16 protein-coding genes are annotated in these 16,920 nt (G+C 65.6%); 7 read left to right on the top strand and 9 right to left on the bottom strand.

Translation table 11 applies throughout. The features are described from left to right. Positions 1-28 precede the first annotated feature (28 nt). Together ACVJ5M_RS40375 and ACVJ5M_RS40380 are read left to right on the top strand one after the other, a co-directional pair. Positions 29-1,234: a CaiB/BaiF CoA transferase family protein gene (locus ACVJ5M_RS40375; RefSeq protein WP_456679611.1), complete on the top strand. Its 1,206-nt coding sequence runs from the start codon at positions 29-31 to the stop codon at positions 1,232-1,234. Between the two features lie 156 nt (positions 1,235-1,390). After that, the gene (locus tag ACVJ5M_RS40380; protein ID WP_354099891.1) at positions 1,391-2,038 is read left to right on the top strand and encodes a glutathione S-transferase family protein; all 648 of its coding nucleotides are present in this window, start codon (positions 1,391-1,393) and stop codon (positions 2,036-2,038) included. 11 nt (positions 2,039-2,049) lie between these two features. Here ACVJ5M_RS40380 and ACVJ5M_RS40385 read toward each other — a convergent pair whose 3' ends face one another. From ACVJ5M_RS40385 to ACVJ5M_RS40410, 6 genes are all read right to left on the bottom strand, one after another. Continuing rightward, the gene (locus ACVJ5M_RS40385) at positions 2,050-2,217 is read right to left on the bottom strand and encodes a hypothetical protein (RefSeq protein WP_014492272.1); all 168 of its coding nucleotides are present in this window, start codon (positions 2,215-2,217) and stop codon (positions 2,050-2,052) included. Between the two features lie 80 nt (positions 2,218-2,297). Continuing rightward, the gene (locus ACVJ5M_RS40390) at positions 2,298-3,848 is read right to left on the bottom strand and encodes a hypothetical protein (RefSeq protein ID WP_231143620.1); all 1,551 of its coding nucleotides are present in this window, start codon (positions 3,846-3,848) and stop codon (positions 2,298-2,300) included. A gap of 93 nt (positions 3,849-3,941) precedes the next feature. Continuing rightward, the gene (locus ACVJ5M_RS40395; RefSeq protein ID WP_063985444.1) at positions 3,942-4,913 is read right to left on the bottom strand and encodes a hypothetical protein; all 972 of its coding nucleotides are present in this window, start codon (positions 4,911-4,913) and stop codon (positions 3,942-3,944) included. A 334-nt stretch (positions 4,914-5,247) separates the two neighbouring features. After that, complete coding sequence (locus tag ACVJ5M_RS40400; protein ID WP_063985445.1) at positions 5,248-5,745, bottom strand: TPM domain-containing protein; 498 nt, start codon at positions 5,743-5,745, stop codon at positions 5,248-5,250. Between the two features lie 5 nt (positions 5,746-5,750). After that, complete coding sequence (locus ACVJ5M_RS40405; protein ID WP_354099892.1) at positions 5,751-6,647, bottom strand: TPM domain-containing protein; 897 nt, start codon at positions 6,645-6,647, stop codon at positions 5,751-5,753. Positions 6,648-6,785: 138 nt separating this feature from the next. Then, positions 6,786-7,394, bottom strand: a complete 609-nt coding sequence (locus ACVJ5M_RS40410) for a LemA family protein (RefSeq protein WP_063985447.1) — start codon at positions 7,392-7,394, stop codon at positions 6,786-6,788. Positions 7,395-7,565: 171 nt separating this feature from the next. Between ACVJ5M_RS40410 and ACVJ5M_RS40415 the strand changes: the two genes are divergently transcribed. The 3 genes from ACVJ5M_RS40415 to ACVJ5M_RS40425 are packed head-to-tail and all read left to right on the top strand — an operon-like array spanning position 7,566 to position 10,776. Further along, positions 7,566-8,420 carry an enoyl-CoA hydratase gene (locus ACVJ5M_RS40415; RefSeq protein WP_063985448.1) on the top strand — a complete coding sequence of 285 codons (855 nt, stop codon included), beginning with the start codon at positions 7,566-7,568 and terminating at the stop codon, positions 8,418-8,420. Between the two features lie 4 nt (positions 8,421-8,424). Then, complete coding sequence (locus ACVJ5M_RS40420) at positions 8,425-9,564, top strand: acyl-CoA dehydrogenase family protein (RefSeq protein ID WP_063985449.1); 1,140 nt, start codon at positions 8,425-8,427, stop codon at positions 9,562-9,564. Positions 9,565-9,579: 15 nt separating this feature from the next. Then, positions 9,580-10,776 carry an acyl-CoA dehydrogenase family protein gene (locus tag ACVJ5M_RS40425; RefSeq protein ID WP_063985450.1) on the top strand — a complete coding sequence of 399 codons (1,197 nt, stop codon included), beginning with the start codon at positions 9,580-9,582 and terminating at the stop codon, positions 10,774-10,776. Positions 10,777-11,013: 237 nt separating this feature from the next. Here the strand turns inward: ACVJ5M_RS40425 and ACVJ5M_RS40430 are convergent, their stop codons facing one another. The 3 genes from ACVJ5M_RS40430 to ACVJ5M_RS40440 all read right to left on the bottom strand — a co-directional run bounded on the left by ACVJ5M_RS40430 (position 11,014) and on the right by ACVJ5M_RS40440 (position 15,474). Further along, positions 11,014-13,338 (bottom strand): xanthine dehydrogenase family protein molybdopterin-binding subunit, encoded by a 2,325-nt coding sequence (locus ACVJ5M_RS40430; RefSeq protein WP_063985451.1) that lies wholly within the window; start codon positions 13,336-13,338, stop codon positions 11,014-11,016. A 227-nt stretch (positions 13,339-13,565) separates the two neighbouring features. After that, positions 13,566-14,444 (bottom strand): dihydrodipicolinate synthase family protein, encoded by an 879-nt coding sequence (locus ACVJ5M_RS40435; protein WP_063985452.1) that lies wholly within the window; start codon positions 14,442-14,444, stop codon positions 13,566-13,568. 64 nt (positions 14,445-14,508) lie between these two features. Next, a complete protein-coding gene (locus ACVJ5M_RS40440) occupies positions 14,509-15,474 on the bottom strand; it encodes a VOC family protein (protein ID WP_063985453.1) in 966 nt (321 codons plus the stop codon). A gap of 200 nt (positions 15,475-15,674) precedes the next feature. On the opposite strand from ACVJ5M_RS40440, the gene ACVJ5M_RS40445 reads away from it, so the two are divergent. Together ACVJ5M_RS40445 and ACVJ5M_RS40450 are read left to right on the top strand one after the other, a co-directional pair. Beyond that, positions 15,675-16,541 (top strand): S1C family serine protease, encoded by an 867-nt coding sequence (locus ACVJ5M_RS40445; protein WP_063985454.1) that lies wholly within the window; start codon positions 15,675-15,677, stop codon positions 16,539-16,541. After that, positions 16,538-16,909: a response regulator transcription factor gene (locus tag ACVJ5M_RS40450; protein ID WP_063985455.1), complete on the top strand. Its 372-nt coding sequence runs from the start codon at positions 16,538-16,540 to the stop codon at positions 16,907-16,909. The genes ACVJ5M_RS40445 and ACVJ5M_RS40450 overlap by 4 nt, the downstream gene beginning before the upstream one ends. The last annotated feature ends 11 nt before the right edge of the window (positions 16,910-16,920 follow it).

Below are 16,920 nucleotides of genomic sequence, written 5' to 3' on the forward strand. Positions count from 1 at the left end.
ACAACAAGAGCGAGGGAGCTACGCCGCGATGGAAAAGGCCATTTTTGCAGGGCTCAAGGTTCTGGACTGCGCGAGCTTCATCGCAGCGCCCGCCGCCGCGACCGTGCTGTCGGATTTCGGCGCCGACGTCATCAAGATCGAGCCGCCCGGCGCCGGCGACCCCTACCGCAATCTGCCCAACATTCCGGGCTATCCGACCAGCGAGCACAATTTCGCCTGGCTGCTGGAGGCCCGCAACAAGAAAAGCATCGCGCTCGACCTCTCCAAGCCGGAGGCGCAGGCCGTGCTCTACAAGCTGGTCGAAGAGGCCGACGTCTTCATCACCAACATGCCGCCGCCGGTGCGCGCCAAGCTCGGCATCACCTATGATCATCTCGCCCATCTCAACGACCGGCTGATCTACGCCTCCTTCACCGGCTATGGCGAAAAGGGCGAAGAGGCCAACAAGCCCGGCTTCGACAGCAACGCCTATTGGGCGCGTTCAGGCCTGATGGACCTCGTCCGCGCCGACACCCACACGACGCCGGCCCGCTCGGTCGCCGGCATGGGCGACCATCCCTGCGCCATGGCGTTCTATGGCGCCATCGTCACCGCGCTGTATCAGCGCGAGAAGACCGGCAAGGGCTCGCATGTCGCCTCCAATCTGATGGCGAACGGGGTGTGGGCCGCGGGCACGCTGGCGCAGGCAAAACTGTGCGGCTCCAAGTTCGCCGAGAGGCGGCCGCGCGAACGTGCGCTGAACGCCGTGGCCAACCACTACCAGTGCAAGGACGGCCGCTGGTTGATCCTGTCGCTGCTGAGCGAGGAGAAGCAGTTTCCGATACTGGCCAGATGCCTGGGACGCGAGGACCTGATTGACGATCCGCGTTTCGCCACCAAGGCCGACCGTCACGCCCGTTCGGTCGAACTGATCAAGATTTTTGACGAGACCTTCGCCACCAGGGATCTTGCCGAATGGCGCAAGATCCTCGACGGCAACGGCCTCGTGTTCGGCATCGTCGGCATTCTCGACGACATCCCCAACGACAAGCAGATGCTCGACAACGAGGTGCTGGTGCCGTTCGAGAACGACACCATGCTCACCATCTCCAGCCCGATCTGGATCGACGGCGCCAAGAAGGTCCAGCCGCGCAAGCCGCCCGCCGTCGGCGAGCACAGTGACGAGATTTTGCGCGGGGCGGGATACGACGAGAAGGCGATCAAGCAGCTGCGGGGTTCGGGGGCGGTCGGCTAGAAGCGTCGCTGGCGCAACCCCCGTCATTGCGAGCGCAGCGAAGCAATCCAGAATCCCATCGCGGATGCATTGCTGGATTGCTTCGCTGCGCTCGCAATGACGGCGTGGAAGCATCCCGGTATAACGATCGGCAAAGCTCCCGCGCCGCGAGGTCCCATGCCCAGCTACCGCCTGCACTACTTCCCGGAATCCGGCAACAGCTACAAGCTGGCGTTGATGCTGACGCTTTGCGGCGAGACGTTCGAGCCGGTGTGGACCGATTTTGGCGGCGGCGTCACGCGCACGGCGGAATGGCGCAAGGCCGTGAACGCGATGGGCGAGAATCCCGTGCTCGAGGTCGACGGCGTGAAGATGACGCAGACCGCACCGCTCCTGCTCAAGCTTGCCGAGCAGTACGGCCGTTTCGGCGCGGAGACCGAGGAGGAAAAGTTCGAGCTGCTGCGCTGGCTGTTCTGGGACAACCACAAGCTCACCGGCTACATGGCGACCTATCGCTTCATGCGGGCGTTCACTGAGAAAAACGATCCGCAGGTGCTGAAGCATTTTCGCCGGCGGCTCGAGGACTTCCTCGGCATTCTCGACGGACATCTCCAGCATAATGCCTTTGCGATCGGGGCGAAGCCGACGATCGCCGATATCTCGATGATGGCCTACCTGCACTATCCGAGCGACGAGCACGGCTTTGATTTCGCGGCGAGCCACCCTGCCATTCACGCCTGGCTCGGCCGCATGGCCGCGCTGCCCGGCTGGAAGCCGGCCTATGAGCTCTTGCCCGGCAAGCGGATGACGAATTACGCGAAGTGAGGGCGCTGGCACTAACCCCGCAGTGCCAGCCAGCCCAGCGTGAACAGAATCCCGCCGACGATGACGACCACCGCGACCGCCCAGGTGCTGACGCGGATGCTGCCGGTGACCTGCTTGGCTTCCTCATTGCGCGCGATCTCGCGATTGCGCTCCTTATCGGCGTCGCTGGTCTCAGTCATGGGTCATCCAAATCGGTTGCGGGCTTTATCTGGCGCGTGATCCTTTCGAAAAACCGCTACACGCTGTTTCGGATCACGCGCTAACGCGTCTTGATGAAGCACATGCCGATGCGGCTCGATGCCGCGGCAGCCTGACAGGTGAGACCTTTAGCACAGCTCCATGACGTAAAACTCTTATCCGACGCTCCCGATCCCGCATTTTGCAGGGAACAATGGGCACCCCAGCCATCCTGATATTCGGTGCCGGCCAGCTCGCCGCTGCCGCGGGTCTGCGGCCGGCTGGCAAATCCGCGTGAGAAATCAGGGCGTTTTCCCGCGGCGAATGCGGTGAGGATGTCGCGGCGGCGGACCTGGTCGCCGAAGAAGTGCGGCGAGGCCGGCACGATGGTGGAGTTCGACGGCTTGTCCGCCAGCCAGTCGACGCCGGGGAAATGGAAGCCGCCGATGCCGCGGGTCTGGTGGCAGCCGCCGCAGGTGACGTCGTTGAGGCGGCGCTGGAAGCCCGCGACCGAGCGGATGTTCTGCATGTCGATGCCACGCGCCGCCGCCTGCTTCAGCGCGCCGACCACGTCGTTGTCGTTGAAGACGGGCTCGCCCTTGTTGCTGTCCCTGTCCTCCCCTTGCACCATGCCGAACTCCGGCTGCAACGGCGAAGCATCGAGGCCCGCCGGCGTCGGCACCACCGCGGCCTTGGCCAGGAATTTCTCGGGGATCAGCACCGTGCCGCGATCGAACTCGCGGAGATTTTCCGGCGCAAGCAGCCAGGCCTTGAAGTCACGTCGAAGATCGTCGTCGGCGAGGATGCGGTCGCGATCGATCTGGTTCTCCAGCGTCGATTCCTCGAACGTCTTCGTCGCGGCGTTATACTTGAACACCTTGAGCAGATAGTCGGAGCGGAAATCGTGCAGTGCCGATTTCGGCGCGATGGAGATCTGGATATTGGTCTCGATGCGGTCGAGCATGGCGTCGGAAGGGGAGATGCCGCTGCCGATCAGCCCCTGCCAGTCGCCATTGTCGAGCCAGCGCCGCGCGACCTCGGCGCAGGTAACAGGCTTGCCGCTCGCATCGGTCTGGCGCGCATCGCGTGCCTTCATCACCAGATTGAACGTCATCGGCAGACGCGTTGCGGTCTTGCCACCTTCCGGCTTACTCTCGAAACGCACCAGCCGATAGATCAGCCTGATCTCGCCGCACGCCTCCTCCGAGACATAGGCGCGGTCCATGCGATTGACGATGCCGGCCAGCACGAAGCGGGTGTCGCGCGATTTGAGATTGGCCCGATCGAACAGCTGCACGTCAAAGCCTTCACCGACGCCGATGGTCTCGGTCGGGTACGCCGCCTTCTGCCTGATGATGTAGCGGTCGAACTCCGCGTCGATCGCGGGTGGAATTCCCTTGAGCTGCGACAGCGACGAGAACAGCAAATCGGTCGTCAGCGGAACGTTTGCGTTCCGCTCCGGCCATAGCAGGCGCGAGATCGTGAGCGAATCGTTCTGGTCGAGCTTGCGGAGCAGATCGGGATCGATGATCGCCGTGCCGCGCGTCAACGGCGCGTTCTCCGCTGCGAAAAGCGAAGCAGTCCCGCCAAGCAAGACGGCGGCAGCAACGAGAATTCGCAACGCGCGGCTCATGCCTTCAGTAACACCGCGTAAGCCGGCCTATTCAAGTCAAAAGGCGCCTCACATGGTGGTGAAGCGCCTCTTTGAAGAGCGGAGATCGAACGCTCAGCGTGCGACGATCAGGCCCTTGCTGGTGACGACGACCCAGCGGCCGTCCTGACGGCGGATCGCATCGACGCGGCCAATTCCGGGGATGGGGTCACCGGCATAGACCTCGTAGAGGCCGCCGCGGCCCTCGATCAGCGCGCCGCCATTGGCAACGTCCCGCAGAACCCAGCCGTCGATCGTCGGCAACCGGCCGACCTCGGTCTTGGGCGCGGCAGGGGCCGGAACCGGTGCAGCGGCTGCGGTCGCAACCTGGGTCGGCGCGATCGAGCCGGTGGTCTCCTTCGCGGCGGCAGCCGCGGCCTGCGCGGGGGCCGCGGGCGGCGTGGCGCGGAGCTTGTCGACGGTCTCGGACAGCTTTGCGATTTTGGCCATCGGCTCGGCCTGGGCCTTCTCGAGCTTGTCGAGGCGGTCATTGGACCGGTTGAACTGGCTGAGGCCAGTCTTGGAGGTGTGCTCGACATTCGCCTTCAGTGCGACGACATCGGCATCGATCCGGGCAACCGAGGATTCCAGCGCGCTGGTGTCGGCGACCTGCACCGGCGCGGGGGCCGGGGCCGCGAAGTGCATCATGCCCGCAGTCGCGAGCGCGCCGCTGATGGCGCCGACGCTGGCCGCAATCGCCACCACCGCGGCCATCGCCGACAGGCGGCGCTTGCCGCCGGTCTCGCGCGGCTCGTCCGCCTTCACATGCGGGGCAAACTCTTCGCGCTCCCAGGAGCGCTCCGACGGTGCCATGACGATGAGCTTGCCGGGCTTTGGCTCGGGCTTGGTCTCGGCCCTGGTTTCGAACTTCGGCACCTCGACCTTGGGCGGCTCGACCTTGGGGGCTTCAGCCTTCACCGGATCAGCTTTGGGCGGCGCTTCATGGTCGGGCGCAATCGAGGGAGCCTCGATGCCGGCAGCCTCGACGGCCTGCGGCGCGGTCACCGCGGCTTCGACGCTCGTATCCTGGGCAGCCTGCTCAGCCATTGGTTCGCTCACAGTTCGAATACTCCACTCTGGATTGACCTTTTGGTAACTTTCATTGCTTGCGAAATCCTTACTTCGGGACCCGCTTACCGAAATTTTAGGAAGTCATCCGGGGCCGAATTGGGCCGGGAACGTGGAACCGGTGTGGCGGGCGTGAAACAAATTGTAAGCCGGGGAAGATGAACGGCCGCGGAATGGGTGCCTCCACACCGTCATTGCGAGCACAGCGAAGCAATCCAGAATCTTTCCAAAGCCGCCGTCTGGATTGCTTCGTCGCGAGAGCTCCTCGCAATGACGGAGCGCGCCGCACCCGCCGGCTCCCAATCACTATCCGTCACATCACGACCGGCGCATCCGGCAGCTCGTTCGCATGCGGGCCCTGCGGCGGGAAATGTCGCGACAGCTCGCGCGACACCGCCGCGATGCCGCCGATCACGCCGCGCTCGAACTGGCCGGAGGCGAACTCGGCCTCCATCGCGCGGCAGATGTTCTCCCAGCCCTCGGCACCGACCTTCGCGTGAATGCCGCGGTCGGCAACGATCTCGACGTCGCGATCGGCGAGCAGGAGATAGATCAGGACGCCGTTGTTGTGCGCGGTATCCCAGATGCGCAAGTGAGAGAACACGTCGAGCGCACGCTCACGGGCCGGCTGGTTGCGGAACAGCGGTCGCCCGTCGAGCGCGCCTTCGACGACGAAGCGGACCTGGCCGGAATGTGTGCTCTCACCCTGCTTGATCGCCTGCTCGATGCGGGCGAGCACCTTTGGCGGGAAGATTTGCTTCGCCCGCCAATGATGCTGCACGAGATGTCTGGCAATGCGCTTCATGCTCATGACCGCTACCAGCTCCCCGAGGCGCCGCCGCCGCCAAAACTGCCGCCACCGCCGCTGAAGCTGCCGCCGTCGCTGGACGACGATCCGCTGCTCCAGCCGCCTCCCGAAGAGCCGCTCGACCACGAGCCGCCGCGCGACGATCTCGTGGCTGGCGCCATCGCCGCAAACAGATCGGCGATGAAGCCGATGACGAAGCCCAGCGCTCCGAGCGCGAGCGCGATTGCAAAGGACCCGAGAATGAGCCAGGTCAGCGCCGCGATGATGCAGCCGGTCGCCAAGGAGCCAAGCAGCCGCCCCAGCATGGCCCGGAAGAAGCCGCCGACCCCGATCGAGGCGAACAGCGTCACGATGAACAGCGGCGCGATATCATCCAGATTACCGAAATTCACAGTCGGCGAAGGTACTGGCAGCGGCTCCCCGTCGATCACGCGGATCATGCGATCGACACCATCCGAGATGCCGCCGCCGAAATCGCCCGTCCTGAATTTCGGCGTGATGATCTCGTCGATGATCCGCCGCGAGGTGACGTCGGTGAGCGCGCCCTCGAGGCCGTAGCCGACCTCGATGCGCAAATGCCGGTCGTTCTTGGCGACGACGAGGATCGCGCCGTCGTCCACCTTCTTGCGGCCGACCTTCCAGGCGTCGGCAACGCGGATGGAAAACTGCTCGATCGTCTCCGGCTGCGTGGTCGGCACGATCAGGACGGCGACCTGGCTGCCTTTTCGAGTCTCGAAGTCTCGCAGCTTTTGCGACAGCGCGGCGACGTCGGCGCTGGAGAGCGTGCCGGTCTGGTCGACCACGCGACCTGTGAGTTGCGGCACGGCGACATCGGCCAAGGCGGGGAAATTGAAGGCGAGGAGGAGTACGAATACGGCTATCGCTTGCCACAACCTCGCTGTCATCGCCCGGCTTGACCGGGCGATCCAGTATTCCAGAGACGCCGGCGGATTACGGAGAAGCTGCGGCGTACTGGATTCCCCGCCTTCGCGGGGAATGACGGCGGTGGGTGGGGCTGGGCGCATTCGCAAAACGGCGCGCAGCTACTTCGACGGCGCGGGCGCCGGGTTGAAATCGACCTTCGGCGCGGTCGAGATCTCCTTTTCGTTCTCGACCGCGAAATTCGGCTTCTCCTTGTAGCCGAACATCATCGCGGTGAGGTTGCTCGGGAAGGAGCGAATGGTGACGTTATAGTCCTGCACCGCCTTGATGTAGCGGTTGCGCGCGACCGTGATGCGGTTCTCGGTGCCTTCGAGCTGCGACATCAAATCCTTGAACAGCGCATCGGACTTGAGCTGCGGATAGTTCTCGGTGACGACCAAGAGACGTGACAGCGCGCTGGAGAGCTCGCCCTGGGCGGCCTGGAACTTCTGGAAGGCGGCGGGGTCGTTCAGCACCTCAGGCGTCGCCTGGATGCTGCCGACCTTGGCGCGCGCATTGGTGACGCCGAGCAGCACGTCCTTCTCCTGCTGCGCAAAACCCTTCACCGAGTTGACGAGATTGGGCACGAGATCGGCTCGGCGCTGATACTGGTTCACGACCTCGGACCAGTTGCCCTTGATCTGCTCGTCCTCGCTCTGGATGGCGTTGTAGCCGCAGTTGGTCAGGCTCAGCGAGGCCAGAGCCGCCAGCACGGTCAGGATCTTGCGCATCAAATTCCTCCCGGTGAAATCTGGCGTAAACTATCAGATTGAACGCGCGGGGTGCCAGACATCTTGTGCCGGCGGCGCGAAAAGCAACCGACTGACGCAAGCCCCTTGCCTATCCCTGGCCGACATAGTCAACTTGAGCAAAACAAGAACGGAAACGCCAAGGGGAACGCGATGAGCTCGTTCGAGACCATCCTCGTGGAGAGGCCCGAGCCGGCGATTGCCCGGATCGTGATGAACCGGCCCGAGGCGCGCAACGCGCAGAACCTGCAGATGACCTACGACCTCAACGCCGCCTTCGACGAGGCGGTGCAGGACGACGCGGTCAAGGTGATCATCCTCGCCGGCAACGGGCCGCATTTCTCATCGGGCCACGATCTGCGCCCCGGCGGCAAGAACGCCGCAGGTGTCGATTTTCCGCCGATCGGAAATTGGGGCGGCTTCGCGGAGGCGAACGCGCATGGCCGCTTCGCGCGCGAACAGGAAATCTATCTCCAGATCACGCGGCGTTGGCGCAACCTCGCCAAGCCGACCATTGCCGAGGTGCACGGCAAGTGCATTGCCGGCGGGCTGATGCTGGCCTGGGCCTGTGACCTCATCGTCGCCAGCGACGATGCGCAGTTCTGCGATCCCGTGGTGACCATGGGCGTCTGTGGGGTCGAATGGTTCGTGCATCCCTGGGAGCTCGGACCGCGCAAGGCCAAGGAGTTTTTGTTCACGGCCGACGCATGGAGTGCGCAGGAGGCGCATCAGCTCGGCATGGTCAACCGGGTCGTGCCGCGCGCGGAGCTTTCAGCGTCGGTGCTGGAGCTGGCGCGCCGGATCGCATCAAAGCCGTCCTTCGCGCTGAAGCTGACCAAGGAAGCCGTGAACCGCTCGGTCGATGTGATGGGCCAGCCCGCCGCGATCGACCAGGCCTTTGCGCTGCATCAGCTCTGTCACGCCCATAACCTTCAGGAGTTCGGCATGGTGGTCGATCCATCCGGACTGCATCCCTCCGTGCGCAAGCCGCCGGCGGCCGCGGAGTAACGACATGGACCTCAATCTGAGTGACGAGCAACGGCTGCTGCGCGAAAGCGCGGAACGCTTCGTGGCCGAGAGCTACGACGCCGATCATCGCCGCAAAATGGCGAACGATCCGTCCGGCTTCAGCCCTGCGGTGTGGAAGCAGTTCGCCGAGCTTGGTTGGCTGGCACTGCCGATCGCGGAAGAGTTTGACGGGCTCGGTGGCGGCGCGGTCGAGATCGGCATTCTGATGGAAGCCTTCGGCCGCGGGTTGGTGTCGGAACCGTATGTTGCAACGGTGGTGCTTGGAGCCTCGCTCATCGACAAATGCGGCAGCACCGCGCAGAAGCAGGCGAGGCTGCCGAAGGTCGCGGATGGATCGCTGAAGCTCGCCTTTGCCCATTCCGAGCGCACGGCGCGGTTCGATCTCGCAAAGGTCGCGACCGTCGCCCACAAGACGGCGCAAGGCTGGCGTCTTGCCGGCAGCAAGATCGCGGTGCTCGAGGGCCACGCCGCCGACGAGATCATCGTATCCGCGCATGTCCACGACCATCAGGGACCGTCGGGGCGGATCGGCCTGTTCCTGGTGCCGGCAAAGACACCGAGCCTCGCCATCAGCGACTACGAGCGTCTCGGCGGCGGACGGGCCTGCAATATCGAGCTGTCCGGCGTCGAGCTGCCGGAGGATGCCCTGCTCGGCGACGGACATGACGCCCTGCCCGCGATCGAATGGGCCATCGATCGCGCCATGGCTGCGTTAGGTGCCGAAGCCGTCGGCCTCATGCAGACGCTGCTCGACACCACGCTGGAATACACCAAGATCCGAAAGCAGTTCGGCCGGCCGCTCTCAGCCAACCAGGTGATCCGCCACCGCCTCGCCGACATGGCAATGCAGGTCGACGAGGCGCGCTCGATGGCGCTGCGCGCCGCGCTGAAGGTGGACAGCCCGCCGATCGAGCGCGCGCGGGCCGCCTCCGGTGCGAAAGCGAAGATCGGCAAATGCGCGCGCTTCGTCGGCGAGCAGTCGATCCAGCTTCATGGCGGCATGGGCGTCACCGAGGAGCTCGAGGTCGGCGCCTATTTCAAGCGGCTGGTCGCCTTCGACACGCTGTTCGGCGGCAGCGCGCACCATTACAGCCGCCACGCCCAGCTTGGCCGCACGGCCTGACACAAGGAGCGCATCATGGACCTCTCGTTCAACACCGAGGAGCGCGCTTTCCAGGACGAGGTGCGCGGCTTCATCGCCAAGAATCTCACCGAGGAGATGAAGCGCGCAACCGCGCTGACGCCGTCGGTGTTCTCCGATCCTGATATCGGCATGGCCTGGCAGCGCGCGCTGCACCGGCAGGGCTGGGGCGCACCGGGCTGGCCGGTCGAATATGGCGGTCCGGACTGGACGCCGGCGCAGCGCTGGATTTTCGAGACCGAAAGCGCTCGGGCCGGCGTGCCCAATGTCAACGTGATGGGCGTGAAGATGGTCGGGCCTGTTATCATCGGCTTCGGTTCGCCCGAGCAGAAGAACTTTTATCTACCGCGCATTCTCTCCGGCGAGGATTATTGGTGCCAGGGCTATTCCGAGCCGGGCTCCGGCTCCGATCTCTCGTCGCTGAAGACGCGCGCGGTGCGCGACGGCGACGACTACATCATCAACGGCACGAAAATCTGGACCACGCATGCCCACCACGCCAACCGCATGTTCGCGCTGGTGCGCACCAGCGACGGACCGCGGCAGCAGGACGGCATCAGTTTTATTCTCATCGACATGACAACGCCGGGCATCACCACGCGCCCGATCCTGACCATCGGCGGCGACCACGAGGTCAACCAGGTGTTCTTCGACGACGTGCGTGTGCCCGTGGCCAATCGCGTCGGCGAGGAAGGCAAGGGCTGGACCTACGGCAAGTATCTGCTCGAGTTCGAGCGGGGCTCCGGCATTGCGTCAGCGAAGCTGCGCGAGGGACTGAAGGCGATCGCGGAGCTGGCCGAGTCGGACCTGACCGGCCGCGCGATCGACAGCCCGGATATCGCCGTGCGCATCTCCGAGGTCGAAATCGACATCGACGCGCTGGAGATGACCGAGCTGCGCGTGCTCTCCGCACTTCAGACCGGGCAAAATCCCGGCGCGGTGTCGTCGATCCTGAAGCTGCGCAACAGCGAGATCCGGCAGGCCGTGACGCGGCTGGGGGCCGACGTGATCGGCCACGACGCCCTCGCGGTCGAGCCGATGCGCCCGCTCTACAAGCTCAACCACGCGCCGGCGACGCCTGAGGAGATGCTGACGGTGGTGCCGGAATATCTCAACGGCCGCGCCTACACGATCTTCGGCGGCACCTCGGAGATCCAGCGCGACATCATCGCGAAGATGATGCTGGGGATTTGAGGGCGTGGGGATTTAGCCAGAGCTGGCGCGGCATTCTCCGCTGTCGTCCCGGACAAGCGCAGCGAAGCGAAGCGCAGATCCGGGACCCATAACCACGGGGTGAGGTTATGGCGCGAGCTGGTCACCACGAGTCTTCGTCAAACAACGTCCTGTGGTTATGGGTCCCGGGTTCGCGCGTTGCGCGCCCCGGGACGACAGTTGGGTATGAGGCGGCAGCTAGCGCAACAACGCCTTCCGCTAACCCGCCACCTTCGCGTCCCGGATCGCCTTCCAGATCTTCTGCGGCGTCAGCGGCGTGTTGAGCTGGGTGATGCCGAGCTCGGCGAGTGCGTCCATCACGCCGTTGGTGACGCAGGGCGGGCCGCCGATGGCGCCGGATTCGCCGCAGCCCTTGGCGCCGAGCGGATTGGTGCGGCAGGGCGCGGAGTCGTCGAGCGTGACCTCGATCGGCGGAACGTCGTCAGCACGGGGGATGCAATAGTCCTGGTAGCTCGCGGTGAGGAGCTGGCCGTCCTCATCGTAGGACACGCCCTCGTACAGCGCTTGTCCAATGCCCTGCGCGACGCCGCCATGGATCTGGCCGGTGACCAGCATCGGGTTCACGGCGACACCGACGTCGTCGACGGTGGTGTAGCGCACGACCTTGGACACGCCGGTCTCCGGGTCGATCTCGACCTCGCAGATATGCGTGCCGTTCGGCCAGCTTGGGCCATCGACCTCACCTTCGGAATCGACGCTGAGCTTGGCGCCGCCCTCCTTCTCGGCGAGATCGAACAGGCTGATGCGGCGGTCGGTGCCGACCACGGTGAGCATGCCGCCCTGATATTCGATATCCTCGACCGAGGTCTCGAGCACGTTGGCCGCCTTCTCGCGCGCCTTCTGAATCAGGTCGTTGGAGGAAACTGCCACGGCCGTGCCGCCGACGAACAGCGAGCGCGAGCCGACGCTGCCGAAGCCCATCGCAAGATCAGTGTCACCCTGGACGACGTCGATCTTGTCCATGGCAATGCCGAGCGTGTCGGAGATCATCTGGGTATAGGTGGTCTGCAGCCCCTGCCCCATCGCCATGGTGCCGGAATGCAGCACGACGCGGCCCTGCGACGTCGCATGCAGGCTGACCTTCTCGGTGTGGGCGCGGCCGCCGGTCCATTCGATGTAGGACGTGAGCCCGCGGCCGTAGAGCAGGCCCTTCTTCTTCGCCGCCTTCTTGCGCGCGGCAAAGCCGTCCCAATCCGCAAGCTTCACGGCGCGATCGAGCATGTGCGCGAAGGCGCCGGAATCGTAAACCTGGCCCGCAGCGTTGGTGTAGGGCAGCTGCGTCGGCTTGATGTAGTTCGCCTTACGGATCGCACGCGGATCCATGCCGATCTTTCGCGCGGCGGCGTCGAACAGACGCTCGACGATGAACACCGCTTCAGGCCGGCCCGCGCCGCGATAGGCGCCGACCGGCGCGGTGTGGGTCATCACCGACTGCACCTCGAAATGCACCAGCGGCAAATCGTAGACGCCGGTCTGCACGAACGGCCCGAGCACCAGAGGGATGATGTTCGCCGCGCCCGAGGAGTACGCGCCGGTGCAGCCGATCGACTTGACGCGATAGGCCAGCACCTTGCCCTTCTCGTCGAGCGCGAAGGAGGCCGTCGAGGTGAGATCGCGGCCATGGGTGCCGCCGACGAATTCGTCGGTGCGGTCGCCGCGCCAGCGGATCTTCCTGTTCAGCTTGGTTGCGGCATAGGCGACGATGCCATCCTCGGGATAGAGGTTGGTCTTCTGGCCAAAGCCGCCGCCGATGTCGCCGACCAGCACGCGGACGCTGTCCTTGGGGCGCTTGAGCACGGCTTCCGCCAGCACGTCGCGGGTCGAGGCCGGCGTCTGCGACTGCACATGCAGGAGGAGGCGGCCGGTCTTCTTGTCAATCTCGGCAATGGTCGAGCGCGGCTCCATCGCGGAGGGCACCAGACGCTGGCTGACGATGTCGAGCTCGACCGTATGCGCAGCCTTGGCAAACGCTTCGTCCGCCTTGGCGGCATCGCCATAGCTCATCGCGCCGACGATGTTGTCGGGCGCCTCGGGCCATACCACGGGCGCGCCGGGCTTGACCGCCTCGACAGGATCGACCACCGCGGGCTGCACGTCGTATTCGATCACGATCGCTTCGGCCGCGCTTTGCGCTTCCGCACGAGAGGCGGCCACCACCGCCGCAATCGCTTCGCCGGCGTAGCGGACGATCTCATGGGCGAGCAGGCGGCGCGGCGGCACCGTCATCGGCTTGCCGTCGGGGCGCTTGAAGATGCTCAGGGTCGGAATGGTGCCGATATCGTCCTTGACGAGGTCAGCGCCGGTGTAGATCGCGGTGACGCCCGGCATCGATGCCGCAGCGCCGGTGTCGATCGAGACGATCTTCGCGTGGGCATGCGGCGAGCGCAGCACATGCAACCACAGCGCGCCTTCCTCCGGCTTGTCGTCGATGAACTGCCCCTTCCCGGTGAGCAGCCGCTGGTCTTCCAAACGCTTGACGGGCTGGCCCGCTCCGAAACGCAAATTGCCGGGAAGAATGTTCATTCCGTGGGGTCCTCAGGGTCTTTTCGAAACTGCGGGCAGCCTTTTAGCGGATCGATCGGAGGCATACCAGCCGCGGTTTTGGGCGGGATATCCACGATTTCGGCATGCCGTCTCGCAAATCCGCGATTCCGTAGGGTGGGCAAAGGCGCGCTTGCGCCGTGCCCACCATCTCTCAACGGATGATCGGGATGGTGGGCACGCTACGCTTTGCCCACCGAAAGGCACTGCTACGGAGAAAGCTCCCTCAACGCCGCTTCCACGACCTTGCGCGCCTCCACGGTCAGCGCGGCCTGCGGCGGGACGGGATCGCCGACGTCGTAGCCCTGGATCGCCAAGCCCGCCTTGATGCAGGCGGCGAGGTTGAAGCGGGCGAAAGCCTCGTTGATCCGCCACAGTCTGCGTTGGAGCGCCATGGCCTCGTCCCAGCGGCCGGCCTTGCAGAGGTCGTAGAGCGCGACGCTCTGGCGCGGGATGATGCAGGCCGGTCCCGCCATCCAGCCGAGCCCGCCGATCAGCATCACCGCCGCCGGGATATGGGCGGAAGCCGAGAACACGCGCAAGGCATCGCCGCAGCGGTTCATGATCGAGAGCAGCCGGCCGGTATTGGTCGAGGCGTCCTTGATGTAGCCGATGCGCGGATGTTCAGCGAGGCGCGCGATGATGTCGAGGGTGAGGTCGGAGCGCTGGAATTGCGGATTGGTGTAGATGACGACGGGGATGTCGACGGCATCCGCGATGCTGCGGAAGTAGGATTCGACCTGGGCGTCGGCGAGCGGAAAGTACGCTTCCAGGATCGCCAGGATGCCGTTGGCGCCGAGCCTCTGATAGGCCCTCGCCTGCGCCACTGCGTCCGCCGTCGCGGTGGAGGCGACGCCGGCCACAACCGGCACGCGGCCCTTCGCGGCCTCGATGGTGGTCTGCACGATCGCGGTGCGTTGCGCGGCATTGAGATAGGCGAACTCGCCAGTCGAACCCAGCGGCGTCAGCCCGTGCACGCCTGCGCCGATCAAATCGTCGCAGAGCTTGCCGAGGACTTCGGTGCGCACCGTGCCATCGGCATCGACGGGCGAAACGAGATAGGGAAAGACGCCGTGAAAATCGGGCATGTCAGGCTGAACCCCGGAAAATTGGCTAGCGCCTGACCGGTCATAGCAATGCCCGCGCTAGCGATCAAACCCTGATCAGGCGCACCCGCGTGCCCCAGGGATCGACGGCCTCCAGACCGTTGGCGAGCGCTGTGACCTGCGCACCGCCTTTGCGCAGGCGTTCCTCCTGCGCGGCGAGAATGTCCTGCTTCGCCATCACCAGCGAGAACCAGGCAAGCCCCGTCGTCTGATCGTCACGTTGGCCGGCCCCCTGGCTCTGCCAGACGTTCATGCCGAGGTGATGGTGATAGCGGCCCGACGACAGGAACGCGGCGCCGCCACGGCGGCGGGTCGGATCGAGGCCGACCGTGCCGTGATAGAACCGTTCGGCCTCGGCGAGATCGCCGACACGCAGATGCATGTGGCCGACGCGCAGACCGTCCGGCGCCTTGGCGTAGTCTGCCACGCGCGTGTTGGTCAGCGACAAGAGGTCAGGGATGTTGAGCTCGTCGCTCGCCATCTTCACGCTGCCCTCGCTCCACTGCCATTGCGAGGGATCGCGGTCGGCATAGACCTCGATGCCGTTGCCTTCGGGGTCGTCGAGATAGACGGATTCACTGACGAGATGATCGGCAAAGCCCGACAGCTTCACGCGATGCGAGGCGGCGTGCACCAGCCAGCGCGCGAGATCTTTGCGCGACGGCATCAGGAAGGCGGTGTGGTAGAGGCCCGCGGCGTTGCGCGGCTCGATCGCGGCCTCGGGACGGGCTTCCAGCACGAGCAGCGTGATGCCGGCCGTGCCGAGCGTCGCGGCGGTCGCGGAGCGCTCCATCACGGTGAGCCCGATCACGTCGCGATAGTAGTCCGCGACCTTGTCGAGGTTCTTGACCCGGAGCGTCACCATGCCCACCCGCATCGGCGTGCGGCTGGCATAGGTCGGCCCGCCGCCTTGCGGCATGCCCTCGGCCCGAGCGGCGGCGGCGGCCGCCATCGCGAGCGAGGTCGCACCGGCGAGTTGAAGCAGGGTGCGGCGGGTGAGGTCGACGGTCATCGGTCGGGGCTCGCTGGAAACGCTGGAGGTCGTACAGTGCAATTCCTGGATTGCTACACGTTCCCGTGAAGGCGTCCCAATCACATGTTCGTCGGCCGCGGCCCTGCGGAGGCCGGTCCGCCCCGTCTGTCCTGGCCACCCGGCCAGTTTCGCAATCGCCCGCGACATCCCAGATTGAGGATAATCTACAGGAGCCTTCCATGACCGACCCCACTCCTCTGTCGTCCCTTTCGTCCGCGCTCGCGGATGTCGTGGCGCGCACCGCGCCGTCCGTCGTCGCCGTGCATTCGCATCGCTCCCGCGCCACCGGCTTCGTCTGGAAACCCGGCTTGATCGTCACTGCCGACGAAGCGCTGGCCGACGAGGGCGATATCCAGATCAGCCTCCCCGACGGCAGCAATGCTGCCGCCACAATCGTCGGCCGCGACCATACGACCGACATCGCGCTGTTGCGCACCGATGCCAGTCTTGCGCCGGTCAAGCTGGCCGCGACCGTTCCGCCCCTCGGCACGCTGTCGGTCGTCGTCGCCACCGATCGCGATGCGCCGAGCGCGGCGCTCGGCATGGTATCACTGTCCGGCAAGAGCTGGCGCTCCTTGCGCGGCGGCGACATCGATGCGCGTATCGAGCTCGACGTGCGCCTGCGCTTCGCGCAGCAAGGCGGGCTCGCACTCGACGCAACAGGCGACGCCTTCGGCATGGCCGTGCTCGGGCCGCGGCGGGTCCTGGTGATCCCGACGGCGACAATCGAGCGGGTCGCGGCACAGCTCGAGGCGCGCGGTCGCATCGCCCGCGGATATCTCGGCCTCGGGCTCCAGCCGGTGCGGCTCGACGATGGCATCGGTGCGATGGTGATGAATGTCGACAAGGCCGGTCCTTCGGCTGCGGCCGGCATCCGCCAGGGCGACGTCATCGTGGCGGTCAACGGCCAGAAGCTCTCCGGCGTGCGTGCGCTGTCGCGGACGCTGGGACCTGCGAGCGTCGGCACGGTGGTCGATGTCGCGGTGCGCCGCGGCGGCGAGCCAGTCAGCTTCAAGGTCACGATCGGCGAGAGGCCGGAGGCGTGAGCGAGGACAACGCGCCCGAGATCGTGCTCGCCCTGGAGATCGACGATCCCGCCCTCGCCGATCGCCTGGCGGTCTTGCTCGGCAACATCGCCGGGCTTCGGCTCGCCGCGCCCGGCGAGGCCGCCACGGCGACGGTCATGGCCCGCGATCCGCGCAGCATGCCGGACGACATCGCGCTGACGCAGCGCGAGCTCGATGTCCTGGCGCTGATGGCGGAAGGCGCGTCCAACAAGCTGATCGCGCGCCAGCTCGGCATTTCCGTGCACACGGTCAAATTCCACGTCGGTTCGCTGCTCGATAAGCTGGATGCCACCGGCCGCACCGACGCGGTCGCGCATGCGGCACGCCGCGGCGTGATCGAGCTATGACGCCGTCAGCT

This window comes from Bradyrhizobium sp. S3.7.6 (genome assembly GCF_054061875.1).